The sequence below is a fragment of the Kurthia sp. Dielmo genome (genome assembly GCF_000307285.2).
Taxonomy (GTDB): domain Bacteria; phylum Bacillota; class Bacilli; order Bacillales_A; family Planococcaceae; genus Kurthia; species Kurthia populi.
Genome location: NZ_HE578959.1, coordinates 199,386 through 222,460, shown reverse-complemented (window position 1 = coordinate 222,460; position 23,075 = coordinate 199,386). Strand labels below are relative to the sequence as shown.

Annotated in this window: 21 protein-coding genes and 1 riboswitch; of the genes, 9 read left to right on the top strand and 12 right to left on the bottom strand. The window is 39.2% G+C overall.

Features of this window, described 5'->3' with window-relative positions; genetic code table 11:
* Positions 1 to 41 precede the first annotated feature (41 nt).
* On the bottom strand, positions 42 to 1,046 hold the full coding sequence (locus tag KTHG_RS12315) for a YsnF/AvaK domain-containing protein (protein WP_139993924.1): 1,005 nt from the start codon (positions 1,044 to 1,046) through the stop codon (positions 42 to 44).
* 400 nt (positions 1,047 to 1,446) lie between these two features.
* Between KTHG_RS12315 and KTHG_RS12310 the strand changes: the two genes are divergently transcribed.
* Positions 1,447 to 2,541: a metallophosphoesterase gene (locus KTHG_RS12310; RefSeq protein WP_139993922.1), complete on the top strand. Its 1,095-nt coding sequence runs from the start codon at positions 1,447 to 1,449 to the stop codon at positions 2,539 to 2,541.
* 290 nt (positions 2,542 to 2,831) lie between these two features.
* On the opposite strand, the gene KTHG_RS12300 is transcribed toward KTHG_RS12310, so the two are convergent.
* From KTHG_RS12300 to KTHG_RS12290, 3 genes are all read right to left on the bottom strand, one after another.
* Complete coding sequence (locus tag KTHG_RS12300) at positions 2,832 to 3,635, bottom strand: GNAT family N-acetyltransferase (RefSeq protein ID WP_139993920.1); 804 nt, start codon at positions 3,633 to 3,635, stop codon at positions 2,832 to 2,834.
* Positions 3,636 to 3,767: 132 nt separating this feature from the next.
* Positions 3,768 to 4,721: an oxygen-dependent tRNA uridine(34) hydroxylase TrhO gene (gene trhO, locus KTHG_RS12295; protein WP_139993918.1), complete on the bottom strand. Its 954-nt coding sequence runs from the start codon at positions 4,719 to 4,721 to the stop codon at positions 3,768 to 3,770.
* Between the two features lie 358 nt (positions 4,722 to 5,079).
* On the bottom strand, positions 5,080 to 5,838 hold the full coding sequence (locus KTHG_RS12290; protein ID WP_186439589.1) for a sigma-70 family RNA polymerase sigma factor: 759 nt from the start codon (positions 5,836 to 5,838) through the stop codon (positions 5,080 to 5,082).
* A gap of 303 nt (positions 5,839 to 6,141) precedes the next feature.
* Here KTHG_RS12290 and KTHG_RS21280 point away from each other — a divergent pair, with 303 nt between their 5' ends.
* From KTHG_RS21280 to KTHG_RS12280, 4 genes are all read left to right on the top strand, one after another.
* Positions 6,142 to 6,312: a hypothetical protein gene (locus KTHG_RS21280; RefSeq protein ID WP_186439588.1), complete on the top strand. Its 171-nt coding sequence runs from the start codon at positions 6,142 to 6,144 to the stop codon at positions 6,310 to 6,312.
* Positions 6,313 to 6,346: 34 nt separating this feature from the next.
* Positions 6,347 to 6,511: a hypothetical protein gene (locus tag KTHG_RS21275; protein ID WP_186439587.1), complete on the top strand. Its 165-nt coding sequence runs from the start codon at positions 6,347 to 6,349 to the stop codon at positions 6,509 to 6,511.
* A 267-nt stretch (positions 6,512 to 6,778) separates the two neighbouring features.
* Positions 6,779 to 7,645 carry a hypothetical protein gene (locus KTHG_RS12285; protein WP_139993914.1) on the top strand — a complete coding sequence of 289 codons (867 nt, stop codon included), beginning with the start codon at positions 6,779 to 6,781 and terminating at the stop codon, positions 7,643 to 7,645.
* 125 nt (positions 7,646 to 7,770) lie between these two features.
* The gene (locus KTHG_RS12280; RefSeq protein WP_139993912.1) at positions 7,771 to 9,720 is read left to right on the top strand and encodes a HelD family protein; all 1,950 of its coding nucleotides are present in this window, start codon (positions 7,771 to 7,773) and stop codon (positions 9,718 to 9,720) included.
* Here the strand turns inward: KTHG_RS12280 and KTHG_RS12275 are convergent.
* The 8 genes from KTHG_RS12275 to KTHG_RS12240 form a co-directional block, all read right to left on the bottom strand.
* A complete protein-coding gene (locus KTHG_RS12275; protein WP_139994269.1) occupies positions 9,677 to 10,417 on the bottom strand; it encodes a MerR family transcriptional regulator in 741 nt (246 codons plus the stop codon). The genes KTHG_RS12280 and KTHG_RS12275 overlap by 44 nt on opposite strands.
* Positions 10,418 to 10,554: 137 nt before the next feature.
* Positions 10,555 to 11,742: a dihydrolipoamide acetyltransferase family protein gene (locus tag KTHG_RS12270; protein ID WP_139993910.1), complete on the bottom strand. Its 1,188-nt coding sequence runs from the start codon at positions 11,740 to 11,742 to the stop codon at positions 10,555 to 10,557.
* A 12-nt stretch (positions 11,743 to 11,754) separates the two neighbouring features.
* Positions 11,755 to 12,783, bottom strand: coding sequence for an alpha-ketoacid dehydrogenase subunit beta (locus tag KTHG_RS12265; RefSeq protein ID WP_126989379.1), 1,029 nt, complete (start codon positions 12,781 to 12,783; stop codon positions 11,755 to 11,757).
* Between the two features lie 18 nt (positions 12,784 to 12,801).
* Positions 12,802 to 13,770 carry a thiamine pyrophosphate-dependent dehydrogenase E1 component subunit alpha gene (locus KTHG_RS12260; RefSeq protein ID WP_126989378.1) on the bottom strand — a complete coding sequence of 323 codons (969 nt, stop codon included), beginning with the start codon at positions 13,768 to 13,770 and terminating at the stop codon, positions 12,802 to 12,804.
* A gap of 18 nt (positions 13,771 to 13,788) precedes the next feature.
* On the bottom strand, positions 13,789 to 15,132 hold the full coding sequence (gene lpdA / locus KTHG_RS12255; protein ID WP_139993908.1) for a dihydrolipoyl dehydrogenase: 1,344 nt from the start codon (positions 15,130 to 15,132) through the stop codon (positions 13,789 to 13,791).
* 136 nt (positions 15,133 to 15,268) lie between these two features.
* A complete protein-coding gene (locus KTHG_RS12250) occupies positions 15,269 to 17,068 on the bottom strand; it encodes a sigma-54-dependent Fis family transcriptional regulator (protein WP_139993906.1) in 1,800 nt (599 codons plus the stop codon).
* A 239-nt stretch (positions 17,069 to 17,307) separates the two neighbouring features.
* Positions 17,308 to 18,342 (bottom strand): DEAD/DEAH box helicase, encoded by a 1,035-nt coding sequence (locus KTHG_RS12245; RefSeq protein ID WP_139993904.1) that lies wholly within the window; start codon positions 18,340 to 18,342, stop codon positions 17,308 to 17,310.
* Between the two features lie 258 nt (positions 18,343 to 18,600).
* A complete protein-coding gene (locus KTHG_RS12240; RefSeq protein ID WP_139993902.1) occupies positions 18,601 to 20,349 on the bottom strand; it encodes a hypothetical protein in 1,749 nt (582 codons plus the stop codon).
* A gap of 75 nt (positions 20,350 to 20,424) precedes the next feature.
* Here KTHG_RS12240 and KTHG_RS12235 point away from each other — a divergent pair, with 75 nt between their 5' ends.
* The 4 genes from KTHG_RS12235 to KTHG_RS12220 all read left to right on the top strand — a co-directional run bounded on the left by KTHG_RS12235 (position 20,425) and on the right by KTHG_RS12220 (position 22,847).
* Complete coding sequence (locus KTHG_RS12235) at positions 20,425 to 20,883, top strand: GNAT family N-acetyltransferase (RefSeq protein WP_126989375.1); 459 nt, start codon at positions 20,425 to 20,427, stop codon at positions 20,881 to 20,883.
* A gap of 52 nt (positions 20,884 to 20,935) precedes the next feature.
* Positions 20,936 to 20,982, top strand: a riboswitch (PreQ1 riboswitch).
* An 81-nt stretch (positions 20,983 to 21,063) separates the two neighbouring features.
* The gene (queF, locus tag KTHG_RS12230; RefSeq protein ID WP_139993900.1) at positions 21,064 to 21,564 is read left to right on the top strand and encodes a preQ(1) synthase; all 501 of its coding nucleotides are present in this window, start codon (positions 21,064 to 21,066) and stop codon (positions 21,562 to 21,564) included.
* 87 nt (positions 21,565 to 21,651) lie between these two features.
* Positions 21,652 to 22,314, top strand: coding sequence for a 7-cyano-7-deazaguanine synthase QueC (gene queC, locus KTHG_RS12225; RefSeq protein ID WP_139993898.1), 663 nt, complete (start codon positions 21,652 to 21,654; stop codon positions 22,312 to 22,314).
* Complete coding sequence (locus KTHG_RS12220) at positions 22,314 to 22,847, top strand: VUT family protein (RefSeq protein ID WP_139994267.1); 534 nt, start codon at positions 22,314 to 22,316, stop codon at positions 22,845 to 22,847. Before queC ends, KTHG_RS12220 begins: the two co-directional genes overlap by 1 nt.
* Positions 22,848 to 23,075: the final 228 nt, after the last annotated feature.

The following is a 23,075-nucleotide window of genomic DNA, read 5'->3' as shown; positions in this document are numbered from 1 at the left end:
TTCGAATATAACTTATTTTAGCCTACTGTTTGTTTCATCCATTAAAGCGGACGGTCTTTATCTGTCGGATCAAGCGAATTCGTTGTATCTGTAATATCTGCTTCTTCACGACGCACTGTTTCAGAAACGCGCTCTGTATCCATTACTTTTCGTTTACCGACCACGATTTCTTCTGTTACAACATCTTTTTTCGTTACTTCGATTTGTTCTTCAGAAACAGGGATATGGATTTTACCATCATTTTCATACGGTTCTGTTCCGTTATTAAATGCTGTATCAGTGTCTACCGATGCTGTGCCATCTACTGGGCGTCGCTCGATATACACTTCTTCTCGTTCTACTGGCACTTCAATTACTTTTTCCTCTTCTACAACATGCTTATCAACTTGCACTTCACCCGTTTGCACACGATTCTTTTCAATTTCAAGCTGTTCCTCGTGAAGACGTAAACGCGCTTCCTCATCATCCGTATGATTTAGCGTATCATCAATCGTTGCATCATGATGTGCCGTTTCATTTAATGCCGTATTGTGCGTTGTATCATCAAATGCGTTATTCGTATTATAAGCTGTGTCATTTAATGTTGCATCATTCGTCGGGTCTAAGGTAGGCTCTTTTTCTGTATAATTAGTTGAAGCTGCACCTGTTACCGTACCTGTTGTCGTGTCATAACTCGTAGAATTTTCTGCAAAATATGTGCCGTAGCCCTTATCTTTATCAACGTATAAGAATAGTTTACCGGCTTCTAAATCGCCATAATAACGATCACGGTCCTCTTCAGGAATTCCCATTTGCGTAAAGTGCTGATTACGCACAGAATCTTCACCCATCATAAAGGCTTTAAAGCGATCCCACCATGAGCCCTCCTCAGCATGCTCATTATCAACATCTGCCGAACCATGATACATTGATAGCTCGTCATTACGTTTAGAAACGATATACATATCCTCTTCGCTATAACCTTGTTCACGAAGGCGATCCATTTCGTTCTGTAATTCTACTTCCGTATCATAAATTCCGTACAATTTACTATTGTTTGTATCCATTTCTCATTCCTCCTGTTTATGTTAAAGCATATTTTTATTAAAAATTTATTACTTATCACTACTTATTACCTTGTTATTTCAACAATAAACACAAGATTATATTTTTTAGAGCTTAATCTCTTTAGAAATTGCTATGCATAAGGATTTTAGAAATTTTAAAAAAATCCATTTTATGATATAAATCCATTGAATAACTCATCAAATTACGTTTTTTTATAAAAAAATGCTTTTTTCTTTTTTAACTTGCCCTTTCATCAAAGTTAGTAATTTTTTGCGCACTATTTTGTAGTTCAACTTGTCATATCGACCCTAATTGTTGCATAGTGCACATGCTATTCATTAAAATTAACTCTAATACGAACTGTATTAATTCCTTCTAAGAAAGTTCGAGGTAGTCACTATGAATTTTGTTCTTGCACTTGGCGTCTTTCTCATTATTATGCTATCCCTCGCCTATTACATTTATGTGTTGATTCGACGAGCACTCCATGTGTTTTTTCCGCAAAAGAAAACAAAACGAATTCGCATCATTAGTATTGTTTTAGCGGTGATTGTTATGGCACCAACGCTAAATTTCTTTAGCTCATGGCTTATTATTGTGCTTCATATCGCGGCATTAGCAATTGTTTGCGATATTCTTTACCTCCTAACACGCAAATGGTTACCTAAAAAACTTGCAAAGTTGCATCACATTGCACTTATTCCAGTAATTGCGACAGCTTGTTTAATAGTCTATGGCTATTACAATATTCATCACCCAATCAAAACAACCTATACCGTTGAAACAGAAAAAGCGATTCCGGCAAGTGGTTATAAAATCGCCTTTATTTCGGACTTGCATACCGGTCTGACGTTAGATCGTAATGGTCTTAAAAAATATGCACGTGAAATCGAACAACAGAAGCCAGATATTGTACTACTTGGCGGAGATTTGGTCGATGAACGTACAACCCTTAAAGAGCTTCAGATGGCATTTGAGGTGCTCGGTACGATTGACAGTCGATTCGGTACCTATTATGTATATGGCAATCATGATGAGTCCAACTATTCGAACAACAAAAACTATTCAAAGCAACAGCTAGATGATGCCATCACAAAAAATAACATTAAAATTTTAGATGATGCTATCACAACAGTTGATGATCAGTTCACATTAATCGGTCGCCGCGATTTATCGCTAGCTCCACGAAAAACAACCGCACAATTAATGAAAAAAACCGATGCGGATGATTTTTTATTACTGATGGACCATCAACCCGTCGAAACAAAAGAAAATAATGCCCTAGCTGTCGATTTAATGATGTCTGGTCACACACATGGTGGTCAAATTTGGCCGGCTGGATATGTGATTGAATTAATGGGACAGGTCAGCTACGGTAAAAAGGATTGGTCTCATATGCAGCAAATTGTCTCGTCAGGTATCGCCGGCTGGGGCTACCCAATCCGTACAGAGCATCATTCAGAATATGTGATCGTAAACGTTAAGCCAAAATAAGAAGCGCATCGTCGCTAACTTCTCATTCAACCACCTTTTTCAGTCTACACTTCAAGAAAGGTGGTTTTATTTTGCCATCAGAAAAACGTGGCTGGGACAAATCATGTTCCTTTTTTAGCGTTCGCAACGAAAAACCGGAACCGCGCTACAGCGCAGTTCCGGTTTTTCTATGTCATACGTAAATTATCAAACCAACGAATATACACAAGATTACGAACGATACCCATCGCATCAATATCGTATACATTTACACGAAAATCAAGCACTGCCACTAATGTTTTTTTCATACTTTACCCCCTGTTATAACGTGTCATTGACCAGTAGCCAATATCTTCAAACCCTAGGCGCTTATAAATGCGTCCCGCTTCTGGATTATCATAAAACAAACATAATGTACGACCTGTTTTAAACATATCGCTACATAACTTCTCCATACAGATTGTTGCATAGCCTTTACGCTTATACGGGGGATTCGTTCCTACGCTGACAATCATCGCCGACTGTGAATTTTCCGCAGTTGTTGAAGCGGAGGCAACCATCACACCTTCATCATTACGCAAAATGTATGTACGACCGGTATTGTTTTTTGCTTCGCGCTTTCGTACCTCAATTGAAAATGCGCCATGCACAAATTCAGGTATCGACTTGAGCATATCAATATTTTCCTCGTATTCATGCGGCTGTAATGTCGTTACCTTCGAATAATCACGCTGCTTCGTGTCATAAGCTAGTTTTTCACATTTAGCGTAATATAATGTGCTGTCACGATACGTTTTGAACTGAAATTTTTCTTTAAGTGGTGCTACAACTTCTAGCAGACCTGATAGCTCAAAGTCACCATCATGCTGTAAAATAATGTCCGCAAAGCCATCCACATCATAAAAATCACGTTTGCTATATGGAATAAAGTTGCGGTCATAGCGCAGTAATATCGCGATTAGCGTATCTTCTTCAAATTGGCCCCATAGCTGCTGAATTTCTGCATCATAGCCATACGCCTCAATGTCACCAATAATAAACAAATTCTCAGCCGGCTTATCGCTAACGAGTGCCATGACGTGCTCATGGTCTGCCTGTGTTAATAGTCGAATCATCGAATCACCCCTTTTATAATTTGGATAATTATAACAAATACTAATAAAAAAGCAAATTGTTTACATGTAAACATGTATATTTTTAAACAAAAAAAGAGCTACGCCTAAACGTAGCTCCTCTAGTTTAACAATTTATTTTACTGTTTCAGCTTCTAATGCTTCAATTGCCGCTGTCACTTGTTCTTGTGAAAGATTGTGACGCACAATGTAGCGGTTACGTTCATGCTTCGTACATTCGATTGTACAGCCGCCTAAATGCTTCGCTTCATTTTCTTCAGATGCTAAAATTTGTTTATTACATTCTGGGTTTGCACAGTTAATATAACGTTCGCAAGGCTCACCATCAAAATGGTCACGACCGACTACCACATGCTCAACTTGGTTGATTGGCACTGTTAAACGTTCATCAAAGACATACATTTGGCCATCCCAAAGTTGGCCTTTTGTTTTTTCATCTTTACCGTATGTGGCAACGCCGCCATGTAATTGACCAACATCACCAAATCCTTCACGCTTCATCCAGCCTGAGAATTTTTCACAGCGGATACCGCCTGTGCAGTATGTTAAAACATTTTTCCCTTCAAATAAATGACGATTTTCGCGGACCCACTCTGGTGTGTCACGGAATGTTTGGACATCTGGACGAATCGCGCCACGGAAGTGACCGACATCATATTCATATGTGTTACGAACGTCAAGTACAACTGTGTCTTCTTTTTGCATTTCTGCTAAGAAGTCTTCTGGTGATAAATGACGACCTGTTAGTTCAAGCGGATTTACATCTTCACCTAAGCCTAAGTTAACAAGCTCTGGACGAGGACGTACGTGCATTTTTTTGAATGCATGGCCTTCTGCTTCATCAATTTTGAAAACGATACCGTTAAATATAGGATCTGCTTTCATCATTTCCATATATGCATTTGTTTGCTCAACCGTACCAGAAACTGTACCGTTGATACCTTCATTTGCTACTAGGATACGACCCTTTAAGCCAATTTCTTTACAAGCAGCTAAATGCTCTTTAGAGAATAACTCTGGGTTCTCAATTGTTGTATAATGATAATACAATAAAACACGATAATTCATAATTTCTTCTTCCACCTATCTCATATTTGCAGGATACATTTAGGTATTAAATCCATACAGCGTCCTCTTAAAAAAGGCACTATATCATATATTCTACGTTTTTTTTGTAAGGAAAGCAAAGAAATTATATTTTCATCGATTCTTCTCCAAAAAACAACTCCTTAAAATTCTTTGAAATGACCGAGTTTTTTTGTATGGTCAGAAGCTACATACCCTTTTAAAATTTAATTATGCATATTTGCATAACATAGCCATTTGATAGTTATTTTTTAATCGATAACAAGAAAAAACCCAACGACTTGTCGCTTCATAAACTGCCATGCATGTTTTAATTCTCATCGTCGTCCACATCTATAAATTAAATATAGCTGAGCTGCTCTTTTTCAAGCATTCGTTTAATTTTATTTAATGCATGCTTTCGTAAACGAGATACTTGCATTTGAGATACATTTAAATAACTCGCAATACGCGATTGCGGCCACTCTTCTAAAAAGAGCTTGTAAATCACTTCTTTTTCATGACTGGATAAAATCGTCTCAAACTGTTGGAAAAAAGTTTTACATTCTACTTGCTGAAAATTTAAATCTTCTTGCCCTATCACTTCATCAAATGAACTTTCATCATCCTTATTATAGTTGCCATCAAAGGACATGGATTGATAATGAATAGAACTCACGAATAATTGTTGCGCAAGCTGTACGGTAATGTCCATTTCTTTCGCAATTTCATCGATAGTAGGTCGACGATTAAGTTGAATTTCTAATGCTTCTGATACATCTCTAAAGCGAGCATAATTTTGCTTAATAGCTGCCGGTACTTTAATCCCCCATGTGCAATTTCGAAAATGATTTTTAATCATTCCAACAATACATAACACTGCATAGCTGTAGAATGGATTTTTTGCTGTCAAATCAAACTTCTTAATGGCATGTAGTAATCCGACAACGCCCACTTGATAAAGATCTTCAAAATAAGCATGCATATGTCTACTATATTTTTTTGCATACGACTTTAATAAAGGCGTAAATTGCTCAATAATCTTTTCCGTTGCTTCAATTCGATTTTGCTGTGCCTGCTTTATCCATACACGTAAAACTTCTTCTGATACCTTTCTCATAGTGCCATCCACCTTTCGTCTTAAGCTCAAATCTTTTTCTATGACTAGATTATATGCAAAAACAACGTGTTTAGTAGGCATCTAGAGGCCCATATTTCACGAGATTTTTATGTTTTCTTAGCCTATTATTTTCGCTTAAATAGCCATTTGACTTATTTGAATTTTATAAATATAATTCAAAAGGTTCTTTTTTGAGTAAAATAAGAAAAGCCGTTTATATCCATATGAAAAAGGGCATATTTATTAGCTACATTATTTTAAAAACCTTTATTAAAGGAGCTTTATGTATATGAAAAAAGTTTTTTGAACGTAACAACTGCATTAGCACTTGGCGTCATATTATTCGCTAGTCCCGTTACATTGAATAATCAACAGCCAGCTACTGCAACAGCAAAATCATATTCCTCACCAAAGCCAAATAGCTGGTATGGCTTTAAATCAGTCAAGCTCAAAAAAAACAATTTACGTCTATAAGATGAAAAAAGGCCGTTCTCATGCGGAGGACTATGTGCTGAAAAAAGTAAAAGTGAAGAAAAATTCAATTGTGAAACTTGAGGGCTGGTGCATGAGTTGCGGTGGTACTTACTATGTGAAGTCGTCGAAATTCAAATGGACGAAAACAACGTATTATCAAACAGGGTATGTCGATTCAAATAAAAAATTTTGGTATTAACAGTAACGAGGTTGGGAAAGAACACGTCATTTCCCTTTTTTAACGTTCGCAGCGAAAAGCCGGAATTGCGTCATAGCGCGATTCCGGTTTTTCTTACGCTCATAGGAAAGGTGATTGTTACACATATGTCCTCCCTCATTTTCTATAGGCTTTTTTATTTAAAAAGGACGTGAGATTCCTATATCCTTATACACCTTCTCAGCAAATCACTTAAATGATAAAATTTTATTATAATTGGTAAATTATAGAGAAAAGAGGACCTAAAATATGAAAAAAATTATCGGTACGGCACTTTTAGCAACTGCTCTTGTGACGTCAAGCATTGCACCTTTTAGCGCCGCAACAACCGTACAGGCCGCAACAAAAACACAAATAAAAACAGATTATAAAGCACTTAAAACAACATCACTTTATAGCGCTACTTCATTAAAAAAAGTAGCTGTTAAAATCCCTAAAAATCAATACATACAAGTGACGAAAAAAGTTAAAATTAATGGTGTTTCTTACTATAAAGTAAAATTCACAAACTATAATGCAGATTTAAAAGACCTTTTATGGGGCGAAATTGACGATACCGTAGTTTATACAGGCTATGTAAAGGCAAGCCACGTAAAAGCTGTCAAAAATCGTTACGGTACCTATAAAAAATTAAACCGTATTGACGATTTAGGTATAGTCGAACAATATACACCCACAAAAGCATATAATTTACGTCTAAATTATCGCTTTGGCGTAACACAAACAGAAAACAATGTCATCGATAACGACACTCGTGTTATTATCTTAGGAAAACGTAATATTAACGGCAAAACCTATGTGAAAGTAGCAGATTCCGACTACCGTGAATACATTGGTTATATGCCAAAATCATTACTTAAAAAATTACCACTTAATGCGACCAAAACCTATAGCAAAGCAACACAGAAAACACCTTACATCACAACCGGTCCTACAGATTTACTACCCAACTATGGCTCATCAGAATATTTTGCTGAAAATGAACCTTTAGAAAAAGGGACTGCTGTTTATATGCTGAAAGAAGTAACATACCAAGGAAAAGTGTATGTCTATGTAAATATAAAAGGCACGAAAGATTATGGCTGGGTACGCGGTCATAAATTAGTGAAAAAATAAATGAGACGAGCATCGTAGGGTCTTTAGATTCTAAGATGCTTTTTTGTTTGGCCATCAAACCCTCCACTTTAACACCAGCGACAAATGCCTGCGTATAATCAGTTGATGTTAAAGGAGGAATTCGAATGATACCACAACAAGAGCAACAATATTTAACACATGTTTTAGAGGAATTATCAAAAGCGTATACCACTACAGCAGAAGCGGTGACACAAAAAGATGACGCCTATAAAGACCTGCAGCAATATACCATTGATTATCATGCGGAACTCGATAAAATGGAGATTTACAATCATCAGCAAACCCTTTCGATGATCGATAAACAAGGCCATGCGAAAGTGCTTGCGAAAAAGCGATTAGAAAAATTAATTGACTCCCCTTATTTTGGACGCTTTGACTTTGTTTATGATGGGGACACGGAAGAGGAGGCGGAAGCGTTTTACATTGGGCGTTTTGGATTTAGCGATGCGCTCGGTGACCAATTAATTTATGATTGGCGAGCACCTGTGTGTAATGTATTTTATGAATATGAAGTAGGTGATGAGGCACATTATTCAGTAGACAAACGATTATTAGAAGGCGCATTAATTCGTAAGCGTCAGTTTAAAATTCAAGACTCTACGATGATTTACACATTAGATAGCTCGCTTACAATTCAGGATAATGTCTTGCAAACGACATTAGCACAGGGCGCTACTGAAAAAATGAAAACAATTGTTACCTCTATTCAGCGCGAACAAAATAAAATCGTGCGTAATAATACCGCCTATACAGTCGTTATTCAAGGTGTAGCAGGCTCTGGCAAAACAGCCGTTGCCCTGCACCGAATCGCCTATTTATTATATAAATTCCGTGATACCTTACGTGCACAAGACGTTTTCATTTTATCGCCAAATAAGGTCTTTGGTGATTATATTTCATCCGTCCTGCCCGAGCTAGGTGAACAGCCCATTCCCGCTTATACGCTTGACGAATTAACGATTAAACTCATGGACCGTGCGTTTCAACCATTTGAGTCACAGCTAACCGAACTTATTGAACAGCCAGATGCACAAGCTGCCAAAAGGGGAAGCTATGCCTTTGTCGAGCAATTGCAAGCATACTTAAAAACTTTAGATACTACACTACTTCAGGAAAAAGATTTAACGATTTGTGATGATACGATTTCTGCGGACTATTTACAAAGTCGTTTCGTCGCCTATCAACAAGAGCCTGTTATGCAACGCTTAAAATTAATAGCAGAGGATATTCTAACGCTCTTAAAAACAAAACGAGATGGTCAGTTAAAACTCCCATCCGCTCCGTCCATCGCAAAACGTCTAGAGAAGCGATTACGCCACAAATCTGCCTTTGCAATATATAAACAGTTTGTCGGCACTGTGTCTACACCACTTGCTTTTTACGATGTGTACCCGTATTTATATTGTCGCATTTATTTTGAAGGCCTATCAACATTTGATACCATCAAGCATTTTGTATTAGACGAAATGCAGGATTATACACCGATTCAATACGCTGTACTTATGAAGCTATTTCCTTGTAAACGCACGATTATCGGCGATGCAGGACAGGCACTACTGCCATTTGAGACCTCGCTGAAAAAGAGCTTTATGCAGCTATGCCGCGGACTTGAATATGTAGAATTAACGACGAGTTATCGCTCATCTTATGAAATTATGCAGTATGCCAAGCAATTTAGGAATGCCAATGTGACGCCTATTGCACGACACGGCGAGGAGCCTTTAGAGCTTACTTGTACTACGCTTGAAGAACTTGCACGTACAATTTCACAAAAAATAACTTCTCCCTCAACTGCTGTTATTTGCAAAAACCAGCAGCAGTTAGAGCTTTTAAGGTCGCTGCTTGCCTTACCTATTTTAGATGGTTCAACCGTTCACTTTACAAATGAACCCGTACTAACAACTGTTCAATATGCAAAAGGTCTTGAGTTTGATACGGTCATTATTCCGTTTAAAGAAAGTTACACAACCGATTATGATAAGGGACTACTCTATATCGGCTGTACACGTGCTATGCATGAGCTGATACTATTAAGCTTGATAGACGCTGTTTAATTTCTGCGACATCTGTCATAGCTTTACGTAAATTAAGTTCTAATTGATCCGTCACATGAAGAAAGTACTGCGTAAATTTCGGTTTATTTAATAGATTTTTTATATCCACACCCGGTGTAAAGTTATCGAGTTGCTCAAATAAATGCAAAATAGCCGCTATCGAAAAATGCGCACTTCGTAGCGTACGAATCATTAGTAGCTTTTGATAATCTCGTTCATAATATTGGCGACGGTTTTGACGATTTCGCTCAATTTTATAAAGACCATTACGCTCCCAATTACGCAATGTCTCCTCAGTTAACTGAAGCCGCTGTGCCATTTGTTTATGCGTCTGAAGTGGCACAGGCGCTGAAGGCGTTTCGCATAAAAGCTGCTCTACCTCATGAATTGCTTCTAGCACAAATTGATGCTCCGCCTTTAGATGATTGAAGTAGCTTGTTGCTTCGTTCAGTGCCTCTTGAAACTGCTCTCGCCCACTTAGTTGAACGATTTTAGTCGCACGTTTGCGCAAATTATTTTGAATGAGCTCTTGGCGAAAAGCGAGACGGGCTATCATCATCTGCTGTTGATGCACTGCTGTATATTGTCGGTAACCATTTGCGGCACGCGGCACAGGGGAAATATAGCCCCATTGCTCGTACAACCGGACCGTATTCACATGAACATTGGCATAATCTGCTATCGTTTTTGTATTCATATCACACCTACTTTTTTCTTTAGTGTATCACGAAGTTATACAGGCGAATCAAAAAACACCTCCATGATTTTGGAGGTGTTTTTATTAATTGTATAAACTACGCTTTTAGATAAGAAAAAGAAGGTATGCCACTGCTTCTAAAACACCAATCGATACGGATTCTCTAAATACTGACAGATTGTTTGTAAAAATTCGCCTGCCGGTGCTCCGTCTACCACCTGGTGATCAAATGTTAAGCTTAGTGGTAGTTCCTGCTGTTCTTTCACTTTGCCTTTTTTAGTAAATACAAGCTTTGTAGATAATGCGCCAACGCCTAAAATGCCGATTTCTGGTGTATTTAAAATTGGCGTAAAATATTCTACTCCGGCATGCCCTAGATTTGATATGGTGAAGGTTGAACCACTTAATAAATCACTGCTTAGGGTATTATTACGCGCACCCGTTGCGACATTTTGCAGGCTATCCGCAAGCTGTGATAAAGATTGATTGGTTGCATCGCGCATAACTGGTACAATTAAGCCGGCATCCACTGCCACTGCCATACCAATATGAATCGCCTCATGTTTAGTATGCTCCCCATTTGCGTAAGAAGCATTCATTTCAGGATGGTCTTTTAGTGCGAGTACGACCGCGCGCGTTAGCAGGACATTAATGCCGAGCGATGCTTTGCCTTCGTCCCCCAATTTTTTCTTCATTTTTTCGCGGAATTTCATTAATGAGCTAATATTTGCTTTACGATGTAACGTTACTTGTGCGGTGTCATGAAGACTTGCGTGCATGCGTTTTGCAATCACTTTTCGCATACCTGTTAGTCCTTCACCGGTATTACTGATAGCTTTTACCGGTGCCGCTTCAGCTACCGACACGTAGCTTTCCACATCACGTCGTGTAATACGACCATTGCCACCCGTACCTGGGATTTGCGTATAATCATAGCCACGTTCTGCTGCTATTTTTCGTGCAATTGGTGTAATAAAAATACGTGTACCTTGCTGTCTTACTGGCGCTTTCACTTCAATCGGTGCTTCTGCTGTAGCTTCATTAGAAATCACAGGCTCTTCTGGGACCGCTACGGTTGCAACCTCCTCACCAGCTGCACCAACATAGCCAATTGGCTCCTTGCATACTTGCTCCTGTTCTTCTGCTGTCACAATTTGCAAAACACCCGCTTCTGGGGCTTCCACGTCATGCGTCAATTTCTCCGAGCTAATCGTCGCGATGACCTCACCCTTTTCAACTGAATCTCCTGCCTGTTTATACCATGCGTCAACAGTACCTTCTGTCATTGTTAAGCCAAGCTTTGGCATTAAAATTGCTGTTGCCATACGATCACCGCCCTACGATTTTTTTAAATCTTGAATTAATTCAGCCGCTACATCAAGTACTTTTTCTTTATTCGGTAAGTATAATTGCTCTAAGTTTGTTGCAAATGGTACGGGCGTATTTGGTGCACAAACACATTTAATTGGTCCATCTAAATAGTCGAATGCCTTATTCGCGACAACGGATGAAATGTCTGTGGCTGTATTATTATGCGGATTCGCTTCATCAATAATAATTAGACGCCCTGTTTTCTTCACAGAATTCACAATCGTGTCTTGGTCCCACGGTGCCGCCGTTACAAGATCAATCACCTCTACGCTAACCCCATCCTTTTCAAGAGCATCCGCTACATCATTTGCGACATACAGCATTTTCCCAATCGTCACAATCGTCAAATCGCTGCCCTCTCGCTTCACCTTAGCCTTACCAATTTCCACTGTATAATAATCTTCTGGAACCTCGTCTTTAATCCCATACAGCGTTTTGTCCTCAGAGAAAATGACAATATTATCGTCTTCAATTGCCGCATTTAACAGTCCCTTGGCATCGTATGGATTAGATGGCACAACCACTTTAATCCCTGGAATCGAGCCTAGCATCCCGTAGTAAGAGCCTGAGTGCTGAGCCGCAGCAGATGCTCCTGCGCCGTGACATGTACGTACCGTCATCGGAATTTTCGCTTTTCCGCCAAACATATAGCGCATTTTTGAGCCCTGTGCGAGTAATGTATCGAAACAGAAGCCAAGGAAGTCATTAAACATTAATTCCGGTACAGGACGTAAGCCAGTTGCTGCTGCACCTACCGCAGCACCCATATAGCCCATCTCAGAAATTGGCGTATCAATGACGCGCTCACGACCATGTTTTTCAACTAGTCCCTTGGTGACGCCAAATACACCGCCCCATGCACCTTCATTACCTAGATGGTCGATTGTTGCGCCACCGGCAATATCCTCACCTAGCAAAATCACGTTATTATCACGATCCATTGATTGATCCAAAGCCTCGTTAATCGCCTGCATAAATGTAATTTTTCTTGTCATGTTCCTTCACTCCTTTTATTAGTCTACGTATACATCTTCTAGTAATGCTTCTGGACGGGGTACAGGGCTTTCCTCTGCAAACTTAATTGCTGCCGCCACATCCTGGCGCGACTTTTCTTCAATATCATCTGCCTGTTTTGCCGTTAATAAACGTCCTGCAATCGCTTCTTTACGGAATAGCTCAATACAATCTGTATCTGCATGCTCTTTTTCAGGTCCCTCTTTTGCTTTATATTTTTGCTCGTCCCCTTCAAAGTGACCATATTTACGATATGTGAGGCATTCAATTAGTGTTGGCCCTTCACCTTTACGCGCACGCTCTACCGCCTCGCCTGCCGCATCATATACTTCTTTTAAGTTCATGCCATCTACTTTGACACCTGGAATATCATACGCCGCCGCACGCTGCGCAATGGTTTTAGAAGCCGATGAATAAGACTGTGGCGTCGATTCTGCGAACATATTATTCTCACAAACAAAGATAACCGGAAGCTTCCAAATCGCCGCCATATTAATGCCTTCGTGGAAACCACCTTCATTGGCTGCACCATCACCGAAAAAGCAAACAACTACACTGTCTGTTTTTAAGTATTGATTACGCAGTCCTGCACCAACAGCGATTGGGAATCCACCGCCAACCATCCCATTTGCACCAAGCATGCCTTTATCAATATCAGCAATATGCATCGAGCCGCCCTTTCCCTTACAAAGACCCGTTTCCTTGCCATAGATTTCTGCCATCATGCCATTTAAGTCACAACCCTTTGCGATACAATGTCCGTGACCTCGGTGTGTACTTGTAATATAATCTTCATCTGTTAAATGTGCACAAACACCTGTTGCCACTGCTTCCTCTCCTGCATATAAATGCACGAACCCTGGAATCTCTCCACTCGTGAAAATGCGATGTACTTCATCCTCAAAATTGCGAATATCATTCATTTTTTCATAAATCCATGCCGCTTTTTGTTTTGTCAGTTTTTTCATCGTAATTCCTCCTTGTAATTAGCCATGTATCGCTTGTGAAATCAGACTGTTCGCTACCTCTCCTGTCAGTTCAGATAGACTTGGATGCCCAAATGTTAAATTTGCCAATTCATCAACACAGCCCTCTGCTTTTTTGACAGCCATTATCGTATGGATCATTTCTGTCGCATGGGCGCCGACAATAACCGCGCCTAAAATTTCGTTATACGTTTTTTCAGAAATGATTTTGACAAATCCTTCTGTGTCATTCGTGGCAATGGCTTTACCAATAATGCTAAACGGCATACTGCTCACTTGAACATCATAGCCATTCGCTCTTGCCTCCTCTTCACTTAAACCAAAGCTTGCGACTTCCGGTGTCGTATAAATGCAACGAGGAATGAGTGTTTGCTGTAAAGGTTCTGGATTGGCTCCGGTCATATGTGCGACGGCATGTAAGCCCTCTGCACTCGCTGCATGAGCGAGCATATAGCCACCAATCGCGTCCCCAATCGCATATACACCATCCACCGATGTTTCATAATGTGCATTGACCTCGATAAATCGGTCCGCCTTTAGGCCAAGTTGCGTAGCGAGCGCTAGATTCGCTTTGCGTCCCGTTGCCACTAATAATTCGTCAAAGTCAACGTTTCCAACTGATGTGTGTACGGTTGTTGCTGTGACCTGTTGTAGCGTAATGCCGGTGTGCACCGTACAGCCAAGTTCTTGTAATTTCTTTTTCAATAATGTACGAACCGCTACATCTTCTATTCCTAAAATGTCGGGTGCTACTTCTAATACACTGACCTCGACACCAAGCGGAGCCATCGCAAAAGCGAGCTCAACTGCAATAACGCCGCCTCCAATAATAACAAGCTTATTCGGTAAGGTTGTCATATCAAAAAATGTATCAGTCGTATGATAGCGCACATTTTCAATGCCTTTGATTGGTGGTACAAATGGTGTACTACCCGTCGCAAGTAGAAGCTTATCTGCTGTTAAGCGCTGCGCTCCTACTTGCACCGTTTTGTCGCGCGTAATTGTTGCTTCTCCTTCAAAGTAAGCGATTTCATTTTGCTTAAACAGATGATGAATACCGCCTTGTAAAGATGTTACGACGCTATTTTTTCGTGCTACTAATTGGTCGAAATGGATTGGCCCAACTGTATGTTCAATACCATATGCCTGTGCCTCTTTCATAGTTAATAACCATTCGGCATGCTTTAAATATGCTTTTGACGGTATACAGCCGACATTTAAACAAGTGCCGCCAATCTTTTTCTTCTCGATGACTGCCACCTGCATCCCTTGCTGCGCCGCTTTAATAGCCGCTACATAACCCCCTGGTCCTGCGCCAATGACGACTACGTCATAGTGCTTCACTGCTACCCCCTCCATTCTTTTGCCTACACCTTTCTTTATGCAAAAACCATGCCAACTTTAAAAATGCCGTCACGCCGGTATTTTTCTTTTGAACAAATAAAAAAAACGCAACACATTGTTGCGTTTTTGTCTTAATTCACTTCAAATTGTAGCGTGTCATTTTACGATACAGTGTACTGCGCGCCATTCCTAACGCAGCGGCGGCCTTTGAAATGTGATAATGATGCTGTTCAAGTACGGCTCGTAATTGCTTCTCCTCCTCAGACATTGGCGCTACATTTTGTTGCAAACGCTTTCTTTTTGTCCGTTCAATTGTCCCCATTTCAATCGTTTGTTGCAGTTGTTCTCTCGTTGGTTCTACATGTTCATAATAGACATGTAGCCGCTCTAAAAAGTTATTTAACTCACGAATATTGCCGTACCACTCATAGTGCTGTGCCACTTCATAGGCAGTAGCGAGCCAATAAGGATACCAATTTTTCTTCATACAATAATCTTGCATAAAGACGAAAATATCTTCCTTACGTTCACGCAATGGCGGAATCGATAGCGGACAAACATATAGTCGATAAAATAAATCCATTCGAAAATTTTCCGCTTCGACTTCTGCACGTAAATCCCGGTTACTCGCGGTCACAATGCGAAATGATACTCGCTCGACCTTCGTGCTACCAATACGGGTCACCTCTTGATTTTCTAACACGCGTAAGAGCGCTGCTTGCATACGCTTTGACATACTATCTACTTCATCTAAAAATAATGTACCCCCATGCGCTTCGGCAATTTTCCCTTTATAGCCCTTCGCATTTGCCCCGGTAAAGGCACCCGGCGCATAACCAAATAATTCACTTTCTAATAAACTTTCACTAATGGCTCCGCAATTAATCGCTACAAGTGGCCCATTCGCAACGGCGCTATTCTCATGTAATGTTTTGGCGATGACTTCTTTCCCACTTCCCGATTCCCCGTAAATATGCACGGGTAATGGACTACTTGCCACCTTTTCCACTTGCGCCATAAATGCACGATATGCTTCATTTTTAGAAGGCACTCCTTGATAGAAAAACTGTTTTGTTTCCTCTTCCTGCTGTACGATCGGATAAAAGTACCCAATCATTTGGTCATCTAGAAAAATAGGCTGTGGCAATGCTTGTAGCACTTGTTCCTTTAAAAATGCATGAATTGGTTGTCCTTGCCACTGTGCCTCTTCAATAAAAAGTTGCGACGAGATTTTGACAATACGCTCAAATTCATCACAGACAACCCCTGGCTGTGTCATATGATAGCTATAGTCTACAAGTTGCTTTCTCTCTTCTAGATAACGTGACTTTATTTTGGATGAAATCGTTGCTGTCAGTAGCTTCATAAACGTATTTACTTCTTGTGCTGCCGCAGAATCGTTTAAATGTGAGGAAATGTCTAGTACTGCACATACCTTATCATGCTCATCATAAATTGCCGCCGCAGTACAAGCCCATGCATGAGAGCCTACCGCATAGTGATCATAACCTGTCAGTGACATCACAGCCCCCGTCTGAATCGCTAACGAAATCGCATTGGTGCCAACATCCTGCTCATGCCAGCGATGCCCTTCTGAAAATGACATGTCATTTGCAATGCGTTTTGTTCCCTCATGACCGTCGCGCCACAATATGTATCCATTTGCATCCGTTAAAATAAAAATGGGTAATTGTAATTTGAAATAAGCCTCATACATGCGTAGTTCCTGCTGTACAAGCGCAATCAATCGTTCATTTTTCCTTTGCTGCTCACGTAATTGGGGCGGCGTTAAGATTGCCTCACTTTTACGTGCATATGGGTCAACCTCTAATGCTCGGCAATGCAGCCAAGACGTTGCCACTTCCTCCGGGAGAATTGTCAAATCAACTGAATCCTGTGCAATAAAACCTTTCCAAACACGTTCTTTTACATTCATTGAAAATCCCTCCTCATACACGATTCACCATTGGCAAAAGGATAAGTAGTATATGCTTTATTTTACTAAATATGGTCGTTGAAAGGAATTGAAAAGCTAAAAGAGGCTGGGACAAAACACGTCATGTTTCTTTTTTAGTGTTCGCAACGAAAAACCGGAACCGCGTCACCGCACGATTCCGGTTTTTCTTATGCTCATAGGAGCGGTTGCTTTTATACTTATGTCCTAGCCTCTTTTCATTAATTAAATTGATTAAAATAATAAATGATTTCTTTATAGTATTTCTTCGTACTGAAGCGTGTTTTTTCTCCAATAACATAAAATTCTTTTTTTGCACGTGTTGCGGCTACATTTAACAGATTTGGTTGCTGACAAGACCATTCTGCTGCCCCATCCGTTTCTTTATCTGTCCCTGTAATAAAGTAGACAATATCCGCTTCTTTTCCTTGGAATGTATGCACTGTTCCAATAGAACTATCTAGCCATTTTTTTATACCTGATAATGCCATGACCTCTTTATCTTTTTCAAATGCTTCTTTTAATCCTTTTTTTACAGCTGTAAATGGTGTAATAATAAATAAACTAGGTAACTTCGCACTTTCTTTTACATGCTCCTTAAATTTTCGAACGGCTAGTTCGCCATGTGCAGGAACATATTGCGCTGTACTTGCTTTACCACTACTATCAAACCACTGTCCTTTTCCTGGTGTATCATTTGCGATAACCATTTGATTATTGTAGGCAATATCATTCGCAATCGAAAACATTGGATTTAAACAGCGACGATGCACCCATAAAGGAATTCCTAACCGTTTAGGCATATCATCCATTTCACCTTGAATCAACGTCCCCATCGGATTAGCCAAATCTGCCATTACTTGTACAGATGCGGTCGTTCCTAGTTTTTGTTCGCTAACACCGAATTTTTTACGGACATCACTCAGTATAGCTGCATCTAATGTAACAACCGGCTCGATTTGAATTGGATCTCCCACAACAATAGCATGCTTAGAACGCCATAAAGCACCAGCTGCCTGTTGAGGACTTGCTTGTCCCGCCTCATCAATGAATAAATAGTCAATAAAATCTGCCCCGATTTCTTTATACATTCTTCCAAAGCTTGCAAAAGTTGTACTCATTAATGGGAAAAGTAGATGAAGGATTTTCCAAGTATGACGAATAATTTGGAGCCCTTCTTCTGTATTTGTATTAATAGCTTGACGGTTCGCAAAAATCGTAATAGCTGTATGCATTGATTTACTATTCTTCATCATAAAATATTTATGCACTTTTAATGCTTTTAGAAATAATAATCCACGTTCAAAATTTAATTGGTCTGCTTGCCATAATACATTTTTTTGTCGTTCTTCATAATTAGCAGACTGCCAGAACTCATCCGTTGAGAGCTCAACATTTTCTTCATTAAACTGCTTCTTATCTTCTTTTAGCTTCTCTAATTTTTGCTCTTGCTGTTGTAATCGACCATTTAACTGGTGTTGCTCTTTTTCTTTTTCTTCCTGGGTGATAAATAATTACTCTAATTCATTCGCCTTAGTAGCAATTTTTTGAAGAATTTTTTGTTGTTCCTCTGTTTGCTTACCCATTAATTTCGCAAAAAAACCTGGTTTTTTCGTTGCACGTTCCTGCTCTTTTAATAATTCAAGTATTTGTTTGTGCTTTTCAGCTTTTTGTTCTAAATCTATCAATTCTTGGTACAATTTTTGCTGTCGTTCTTTCATTCGTGAAACATCCTCAACTATTTGTTGATAATGTTGCATTGTTTCAACATATTGCTGTAGTTGTACTTTACGCATTTCTACTGTTGCTAATAATGTGTGAAATTCATCAACTGCTTCATGCCATGCATTTTTAGGCAAAGGTGCATTTAACTCCTTAAAAATGGATTCTTGATTTTTGTCTTTGTTACCAAACAAACTATTGACGACTTTTTTTATGTTAGTAGATTTACCAAATGCTGCTGAAAATAGCCCCCAGCTTTCTTCTCCACCTAAAATAATAGAAGCTGTATTTGAAAAGAAATTAACATCCTCCGCTTCATTAGCGTAAACGGTATCCCATTTTTCATATTTAGTCGTTGGTTCCGTTTTCAACGACCGGCTTACTTCTGCTTTTTTCGGTAAATCTTTTGAAATATTTTCAACCGCACCATTATTACAAGATGCTACAACCATTGAAAAAGCCGCAATTTCAGGAGCCAGCATAACGGATTTTAACTCTTTATCGCCAATTTTCACCGTGGCATACGTTGAAAAGGATTCCATAGGATTAGAATATGCCGCCATTTTTTGCGCTCGTTGAACGATTAAGTCTGCAAAAATATCTTTTAATAATGTCGTTTTACCAGTTCCTGGTGGTCCATTTACAGATGAAATCGCATTTTTTCCATTCAAGACTTGATTAACTGCAACTTGCTGCATCAATGAAAGACGATGTTGTACAAAAGAAGGCCATCGCCCATTAGGTAAATTCTTAGGCTGTAGCATTTCCTCGATAGAAGCTCTATTTTCATTAATATCTACTTTTAAATCTACACCTTCTATAAACTGTTGAAGCGTGCGATTTGGTTGATTGCCAATCTTATACAAATCATCTAAAAAGAAGCTATTAAACTCCGGCATTACATCTTCGGTTATTTCTTTTGAATTTTCCTTAGGTTTTTTGATGGCAAAGATTTTTACAGTTGCTTTTTTCACTGTATACTCTTTAGCTAATGTTGAGAAAAATGTGGAAAATTTATTATGAAATTCGACAAAACACTCTTCATTTAAACCATTTTTAAAGGTTTTTATAGCATCTTCTTCAAGTATTTGATAATATTCATTGTACCGTTTTGAAAAGTCACTATAGCCAATTATGCCTTGGCGCTCAATATCTGCTAAAATCAATTGCAAATGTGGAATGAATAAACTACCTTCCACATATTCGCCCAACTCATTGACATCAAAAGCATAACTATAGTACTTTGTATAAACCTGATTAATGATGGCTTCTTTACTATTGAAAAAGTTTCTTAGTGTTTCTGTTAAATCTTGTTGATTGTATAAAGCTGCATAATATCTGAAACGGAATGCGTATTTCTCCTCTTCTTTTGGGCGTATTTCTTTCCAAAATTGTCTATCATAAGATTCGTTATGTAATACAGCTGGTCTTTTTTGATAATCCGAAAAAAGATTAGCACGTAAATCTTCATTTTTTGGTAAATCTCCTGGTAAAATAGATTCTATAAATCGCCAAGCATCTAAAGTAGTAATACTCTTCAACCCCTTATCTTTTTTCACTATTATAACAAAAAATTACCATTTTATTAAAATATTGAATAAAAAGGAGCTGGTTCCATGCTATACCGCCTTGCAACACCTCAAGATATTCCGGTTTTAATCGAACTACGAAAACGGCAATTAATTGATGAGGGCAGTACGCCGGATACCATTATTGACAATGAATTAAATACTTTTTTTGAGCGCAATTTTAGAGATAATTCGCTTGTACAATGGATTGTCGAAGAACAGGACGAAATCATTGCAACAGCCGGTGTAATTTTTTATGCTTTTCCACCAAGCTATACGAATGCAAGTGGTATAAAAGGGTATATCACGAATGTTTATACACATACCTCTTATCGTGGACAAGGACTTGCATCTGCTCTGCTCGATAAATTGGTAAGTGAAGCGAAAAAACGTCATGTGCCGGTCTTGCTGCTAGAAGCTTCTACAATGGGAAAACCGGTTTATCAAAAATATGGCTTTACAGAGATGGATACCTGGATGATTTATCGTCTCAATCTTTCTTTTTAAAGAAAATATTGTGCAATTCTTATAACTGTGATAAATTAAAGGCATAAAGCTAAAAGAAGAGGTTCATAGCTGAAACCCTCTATAAAAAACTATGGGATCATATGACAGTTATGCCGTATCCGATAGTGGATACGGCTTTTTTTCATATTTTCTCTTCTTCTAGCGGAAGGAGGAAGTAACATGACACAACGAACAGATGAGCAAGGACTAAGTGACTTAACATTACTTGGTAATCAACACACAAATTATGCTTTTAACTACGCTCCTGAGGTACTAGAGGCAGTAGACAATCTTCATGCGGAACGTGATTTTTTCGTAAAATTCAACTGTCCTGAATTTACAAGTCTATGTCCGATGACGAAGCAGCCTGACTTTGCGACGGTGTATATTTCATATATTCCAGACAAAAAAATGGTCGAAAGCAAGTCGTTGAAGCTCTATTTATTTAGTTTCCGTAATCACGGTGATTTCCACGAGGATTGCATGAATAAAATTATGGATGACTTAATTAACTTATTAGAGCCTCGTTATATTGAAGTATGGGGCAAATTCACTCCACGCGGCGGGTTATCGATTGATCCCTGGTGCAATTATGGACGCCCCGCCACAAAATATGAAGACATGGCGATGCATCGCTTAATGAATCATGATATGTACCCTGAAAAAGTAGATAACCGATAAACACGAGATGTTCTTAGCGACCATCTAAAAAAACTAAGAGAGCGATACTCTTTTAGGGTATCGCTTTTTTCATTGAGGAGCTTATTTATGGAAAAACGAGACAAAGCACTTGTCGTATTTAGCGGCGGTCAAGATAGTACAACTTGCCTTTTTTGGGCACTAAAACGCTTTAAGGAAGTAGCAGTTGTGACATTTGATTACGGCCAACGTCATGCGCTTGAAATAGACTGTGCGACGAAAATTGCTGATGAACAACAGGTCAAACAATATATTTTAAATATGGATTTATTAAATCAATTAGCACCGAATGCCTTAACACGAGATGATATCGACGTACAGGCCGGAGAAAATGGTGGGTTACCAAATACCTTCGTTCCAGGACGTAATCTTGTCTTCTTTTCGTTCGCTGGTATTTTAGCGCGTCAAATTGAGGCACAGCATATTATTACAGGTGTTAGTGAAGCGGATTTTAGTGGCTATCCCGATTGTCGCGATAATTTTATGAAGTCTTTAAATGTGACGATTAATTTGGCCATGGATGAGCAGTTGCTTCTACATACACCGCTTATGTGGCGCAATAAGGCGGAAGTATGGGCGCTTGCTGATGAGCTTGGTGTGCTTGATTATATCCGTCAAAATACGCTTACTTGTTATAACGGCATTATCGCCGATGGATGTGGGGAATGCCCTTCTTGTTTATTACGAAAGCACGGGCTTGAGCTGTACTTAGAGAAGAAGGTGAAGGCATGATTCGTGTGATTTTTTATTTAATTTGCATTGTAACAGCCAATGTTGTCACCGCGTCACTCGCACCCTTTCACTTCGGGATATTTATCGTACCAATGGGGACCTTCTTCATCGGCGCAACATTCATTTTACGTGACCTCGTACAAAATAAATACGGGCGTAAAAAAACATATGGCTTAATTGCACTGGCTCTTTTATTATCTGCTATCGTTTCCGCTTCTCTTGGTGATACATTATTAATTGTTGCGGCGTCTGCGCTATCCTTTTTATTATCGGAAACAGCCGATACAGAAATTTATTCACGCCTAAAACTACCTATGGCTTGGCGCGTCTTTTATAGTGGCATTGTTGGTGGTATTCTCGATTCTGCCGTCTTTGTCATCATCGGATTAAGTCCCCTTGGTGCGAATATTCTACCGTGGGAAGCGGTGCCTGCTGCGATTATCGGGCAAATTATCGTCAAGACAGTCTTACAGCTTATTGGTGCATTGATTCTAAGCCAACTTCCTGCTGTACGTATGCAAGAAATGGCTTAATTCAGAGTTGTCATAGCTTTTATGGAACTATTTAGCTCTTTTCCCGTATAATAGAGGTATGAAGGAGCTGAAAGTTATGGCAATCGGTATCGCAATTATCATTTTTTCTGTCTTTGTCGCTGTCTTATTAATGCGTGGTCCAAGCCCGCGTTATTTAGTCAACTATATTAAAAACCATCGCGACAACGGCACTGTATCTCTTCGCATCCAATTCGAGGATAAAGAATG